Annotated in this window: 3 protein-coding genes; all 3 read right to left on the bottom strand. The window is 73.3% G+C overall.

Annotated elements, in window-relative coordinates; translation table 11 throughout:
* Positions 1 to 187 precede the first annotated feature (187 nt).
* Entirely contained in the window at positions 188 to 1,111 is a 924-nt protein-coding gene (gene nudC / locus RMO85_RS07300) for an NAD(+) diphosphatase (protein ID WP_310528044.1), read from the bottom strand.
* 35 nt (positions 1,112 to 1,146) lie between these two features.
* The gene (locus RMO85_RS07305; RefSeq protein WP_310528045.1) at positions 1,147 to 4,350 is read right to left on the bottom strand and encodes an ATP-dependent DNA helicase; all 3,204 of its coding nucleotides are present in this window, start codon (positions 4,348 to 4,350) and stop codon (positions 1,147 to 1,149) included.
* Positions 4,347 to 6,036 (bottom strand): PD-(D/E)XK nuclease family protein (locus RMO85_RS07310; RefSeq protein ID WP_310528046.1); only part of this gene is annotated, 1,690 nt, incomplete at its 5' end. The genes RMO85_RS07310 and RMO85_RS07305, both read right to left, overlap by 4 nt.

Consider the following 6,036-nt stretch of genomic DNA (forward strand, 5'->3'; position numbering starts at 1 on the left):
TCGCCCTCCTGCGCCGCGGTGGTGAGTCGGCGGAGGATGTTATTGCAGTGGGAGAGGGGTGAGACAGTGCGCTATCTGACGCTGACGGAAGTTCACGCGCCCGGTCGCGGCCATCAGGAGGTCGATGGCGCGGCCCGCGACCGGTGCGCCCGAACCGTGTGACCAGGCCTGGTCAGTGGCCTTGAGGTCACCAGCCGGCGGTCAGCGGCTCTCCCAGCCAGCTCTGCATCAGCGACGACGAGATCGACACACCCGATGGGACGACGACGTCCGCATCGGTCTCCCCGCGCAGGTCCGCCCGGCTGAACCACCGGGCCTCGGCCACCTCGATGCCGTCGACCTCGATGTCCTCGCTGAGCGCCCGGCCGGTGAACCCGAGCATCAGACTGGCGGGCAGTGGCCAGGGCTGGTTGCCGAAGTAGGTCACCTCGCCGACGAGCACGCCCGTCTCCTCCATCACCTCGCGGCGTACGGCGTCCTCCAGGGTCTCGCCCGGCTCGCAGAAGCCCGCCAGGGTGGAGAACCGGCCCTCGGGCCACTGTGCGTTGCGACCGAGCAGGATGCGCTCCTCGTCGCTGCCCGGCTCCCCCGAGGTGACGGCCATGATCACGGCCGGGTCGGTGCGCGGGAACTGCGACTTGCCGCACGACGTGCACCGTTGCTCGTGCCCGGCATGGGTCGACTCGAGCGCCCCGGCGCAGCGCGGGCAGAACCGGGTCGCCCAGTGCCACTCCGCCAGTCCCAGCGCGTGGAAGAGCCACGACACCTCCACGGTCAACGCCTCGTCACCGGCGACCAGCCGCGGGAAGAGCGCGCGCAGCCCAAGCCACTCGTCGCGCTCGCCCGGTACGTCGCCAGGCTGGGCGATCACCGCGAAGCGGGTCACGCCCTCGGCGTGCCCCAGCAGCAGTCGCCGGCCCTCGGGCGCCTCGGCGGGGGTGACCCACTGCACCGCGCCGTCGACCGGGCGCAACCTGGTCCCGGCCAGGACCAGCACCCGGGTCGAGGCATCCGCCCACCGCTCGGCCAGCCATTCGTCGTCGGTACGCCGCGTCCCCTCCCGGTCGTGGGCGGAGGCGGACAGGGCGACATGGGGCAGTTCGCGAGTCACCAGCACAGGCTACGACCGCCCGACTCCCGGTCTGCTCAGCCGGTCACCAGCGCCTCGAGCTCCGCGCGGCCCGGCAACGGGGTGGGCTCGACCGTGCGCCCGGTGCGGACGTAGTGGAAGACGGCGCGCACCGCGGCCGGCGCGACGTCGTGGATCTCGGCCCACGCCAGGCGATAGATCGCGAGCTGGAGCGGGTCGGCGGTCTCGGACCGGTTGGTCTTCCAGTCGACGATCAGGAAGGTCCCGTCGTCCTCGCGATAGACGGCGTCGATCCGGCCGCGGACCACCTGGCCCGCGAGCACGAGCGCGAACGACGCCTCGACGGCGTGTGGCGCACGGTCGGCGAACGGCCCCGTCTCGAAGCTGGCGATCACCTCCCGCAGTTCGCCGGCGTCGTCGATGCCGGCGTCGGCGCGACCCCAGAGCTCGTCGGGCTCGATCAGGGCCTGCTGTCCGAAGCGTGCCTCGACCCAGGCGTGGAAGTCGGTGCCGAAGCGGGCCTGGTGCGACGGCGGGCGCGGCATGGGGCGGGCGAGCTCACGAGCGAGTGCGTCGGGATCGGCGTGCAGTCGTCCCAGGCCGGTCGCGGACAGGCTCGAGGGCAGCGGAACGGAGATGTCGGTGGCACGGGCAGCCCGGGCCTCGGCGAGCAGCTGGCCGAGGTCGTCGTCCCAGTCGGCGACACGGGCGGACTCGACCAGGTCGAGGCCCTCGTCGGCGGCCGTGGGGTCACTGGCGCGGACGAGCTCGGCCGCCACCAGGCGGCGGCGCGCCTCCTCGCCCGGGCCGGGCACCGGCCACGGCCGGGACGGATCGATGTCGTCGTTGGGGTTGGGTGCCTTGGCCGGGGGCTTCTCGAGCCACGCGCCGACCGGCACACCCCACTCCTCGAGCTGCTCGCGCACCACCTGCTGGTAGGCGGAGGGTCCGAACGGCGTGGCTCGCTGGGCCCAGACGTAGGACGTGACCGCGAGGTGGTGGGCGGCCCGGGTGAAGGCGACGTAGCCGAGCCGCAGCTCCTCCTCCGCGTCGTGGTCGCGGGTGGCGGTGCGGTAGGCGTCGAGCGCGGCCTTGTCGTGGCCGTGCAGCTGCGGCTGGTCCGCACGGTCGCCTCGCAGCGGCGCGGGCAGCACCGCGGGCGAGGACGTCCACAGGGTGCGGGACCGGTTGCTCGGGAATCTCGTCTCCCCGACACCGACGCAGAAGACCGATGACCACTCGAGCCCCTTCGCCCGGTGGACGGTGAGCAGCTTGACCGAGTCGGCGGCCGTCGGGGTGGCGATGTCGAGACCGTTGCCCTGGTCGTCCTCGGCGGTGAGGTAGGCCAGCAGCGCCGGCAGGGTGACGTCCCCGTCGACGGACTGGAACTCCGCCACGGCCTTGACGAACAGGTCGAGGTTGTCGCGGCGCGCGGCGGCCGCCGGGGCGGTGGCCGAGGCCAGCTCGACGTCGACCCCGGTGGTGTCGATGACGCGGCGGACGACGTCGAGCAGCGGGTCGCCGACGTGCGTGCGCAGCCGACGCAGCTCCTGGGCCAGGAGGCCGAACCGCTCGCGCGCCTCCGGCGAGTAGGGCGCGTCGCCCGGGTCGGCGAGTGCGTCGCTGAGCGCCGGCAGCTCGGAGGTGTCGATGCCGTCGGCGATCCGGAGGAGCTGCTGGGCGACGGAGGTGGCCTCGCTGCGATCGCGGCCGCCGCCGATCTCGCTCGCGCGCTCGGCCAGCAGGCGCAGGTCGCGAGGCCCGATCGCCCACCGGGGACCGGCCAGCAGCGTGAGCACGGCGGTGTTGGCCGTGACGTCGTGGAGCAGCGACAGGGTGGCCACGACCTCGGCCACCTCCGGCAGCCGTATCAGTCCCGACAGGCCGACGATCTCCACCGGGATGCCGGCCCCGGTCAGGGCGTCGTAGACCTCCTCGGCCTGGGCGTTGTCGCGGCTCAGCACCCCGATCTCGGCCCAGGGTGTGCCTGCGTCGTGGACGTCGTGCACGGCCCGGGCCAGCCACGCGAGCTCGTCGACGGCCCGCTCGAACACGTGCGTCTCCACCACGCCGTCGGGGGTCCCGTCGGGGGCACGGAGGCGCGCGACCTTGTCGCCGTACGTCGCGAGCAGGGGCTCGGCCAGCCGGTTGGCCACGTCGAGGATCCGTCGGTCGGAGCGCCGGTTGACCGTCAACGGGAGCCGACCGGGCTCGCCGTCCACGGCCGGGAAGGTCTCGGCGAAGTTGAGGATGTTGGAGACCGAGGCTCCTCGCCAGCCGTAGATCGCCTGGTTGGGATCGCCGACGGCCATGACGGGGTGGCCCAGGCCCGACTCCGGGTCGGGACCGGAGAAGAGCCGGGCGAGCATCGTGGCCTGGGCGACCGAGGTGTCCTGGTATTCGTCGAGCAGCACGACCCTGAAGCGGCCGCGCTCCGCCACGCCGACGTCGGGTTGCTCGGCGACGAGACGAGCAGCCAGCGCGATCTGGTCGCCGAAGTCCATCAGCCCCAGGTCGGCCTTGAGCCGGCGGTAGCCGGCCACCAGCTCGAGCAGCTCGGCGCGTCTGTCGAGCGCGTTGACGGCCCTGTCGATCGCCTCGAGATAGGTCTTGCGGGCCTTGCCCTGGTCCTCCTCCGCCCGGGCCAGCGCGAAGCCTCGTCGTGCCTCGCTGTCCACGCGGCGCACGTCGTCGGCGTCCACGAGGTGCTCGCTCATCGCCCCGTCGAGGGCCAGGAGGTTCTGGATCACGGTGGCCGGGTGGTCCGAGAGGAGCTCGACCTGCCCGGTGAACCGGTCGATCACCCGAGCACCGAGCTGATAGCGCGAGGCGTCGGACACGACGCGGGTGTCGGGCTCGTGGCCGATCCGCAGACCGTGATCGGTGAGCAGGCTGCCGGCATAGGCGTGGTAGGTCGCGACGGTGGGCTCGAGGACGTCCTCGCCCTCGGCGAGGACGGACTGGTCGAGGAGACCGGCCCTGGTCAGGGCCGTGGTGACCCGGCTCCGCAGCTCGGCGGCCGCCTTGGTCGTGAACGTGAGCCCGAGGACCTCCTCGGGCCGGACCCGCCCGGTCGCCACGAGGTAGACCACGCGCTGGGCCATCAGCGTGGTCTTGCCGCTTCCGGCGCCGGCGACCACGACGGTGGGTCGCAGCTCGGCGGTGATCGCCTGCCACTGCTCCGGGCTGGCCGGGTGGCCGCCCATGAGGGCCTGCAGGTCGGCCGGGGTGTCGAGCCGGATCGGGGTGGGGGCGTTCACTGGACGGTCACCGAGCCTGCGCCCTTGGCCGGGCAGATCGAGACGAACGTGCAGTCGCGGCACTGCACGCCGGGCACCGCCGGGAACGTCTCGGCGCGGATCAGCGCGCCCGCGCGCGCCAGGCCGACCCGCAGCTGCTCACGCTCGGGCCCGTCGTCGGCATGCGCGCCCTGGACCTGGACCTTGGCGGACGTGGTGTCGTCCTGGATGCCGAGCTGGACGAGCTCGGCGCCCCCGGAGCGGGTCGGCCGACCGATTCGCTCGTCGAGCGCGCCCGCATCGACGGCGTACTGGTAGAGCGCGAGCTGGAGATTGCCCCTGACCGCAGGGGCACTCGGCGCGTTGCGACTGGTCTTGAAGTCCACCACGACCACCTCACCGTCGGTGGTGAGCTCGAGCCGGTCGGCGGTGCCGTTGAGCATGATCTCCTGCCCGTCCACCTCCACCACGGTCCGGAACCGTGCCTCCGAGTCGACGAACTGGCGCGGGTTGGACTCGTGCCACTCGACGAACCGGGCGATCGCCCTGCGGATGCGGTCGTGCTCGCGCTTGCGCGACCAGGGCGTGCGGAAGGCGAGACGGCCCCACACCGCATCGACCTCGACCATGAGCGCGTCGACATCGGCGGCGAGCTCCTTGGTGGCCACCCGCTCGGCGAGCGCGTGCACGATCTGCCCGAGGTTGACGGCCTGGTGGGCGGCCGAGACGCCGCCTGCCTCACGGGAGAAGAACCACCGGGCCGGGCAGGTCATCAGCGACTCGAGCATGCTGGCCGACACCGGGACCGGGCGGTCGGGATCGCGCACCGGTCGCGGGGACCTCGTCGCTGCCCGGGTCCCCCACCACGACGCCGGGTCGGCCTGCGGCACCAGCGGGCGACCGTCGACCTCTTCGGCCCCGAGAGCGGCGAGGCGACGGGCAGCAGCCTCGCGCAGGGGCTGCGAGGTGGCCGGGTCGGCGACGGTGCGCCGCAGCTCGGCGACGAGACCGCCGAGCGACAACGGTCTGGGCGGGCGCCCGTCGCGGTGCGTGGGGTTGATCTCGAGCTCGGCCAGGAAGCGGGAGGGCTGCTCACCCTCGTCGTCGGTCGACTTCACGGCGGTGACGACGAGCCGCTTGCGGGCGCGGGTGCAGGCGACGTAGAAGAGTCGGCGCTCCTCCATCAGCAGCGCCCGGGCGGTCACCGGGGGCACGAGGTCGGGCGCGCCGGCGGGGTCGAGGCCGATCCGGTCGGCTCCCAGCAGGCTCGATCGCCGGCGCAGGTCGGGCCAGCCCTCCTGTTGGACGTGCGCCACCACGACGAGCTCCCACTCCAGCCCCTTGGACCGGTGGGCCGTGAGCAGGCGCACGGCCGAGCCGCGCACTCCGCGCTCGGCGAGCGTGTCACCGGGGATCTGCTGGGCGACGAGGTTGGCGAAGAAGGCGGCGACGCCGACGTGGTCGCGGTGCTCGACCGCGCGCGCGGTCACCTCGAACAGCGCACAGATCGAGTCGAGGTCCTTGTGAGCCCGCCGTGCGCCGGCGCCGCCCCGGTCGACCTGACGGCGCAGCCGTTCGGGCCAGGTGGTGCCCGCCCAGAGGTGCCACAGGACGTCCTCGACACAGGCGCGCTGCTCGAGGAGCGCCGCCCCCGAGCGCAGGAGGGTGGCCAGGCTCCGGCAGCGGTCGACCTCGGGTCCGTCGAGG

This window comes from Nocardioides sp., assembly GCF_031422975.1.
Lineage (GTDB): Bacteria > Actinomycetota > Actinomycetes > Propionibacteriales > Nocardioidaceae > Nocardioides.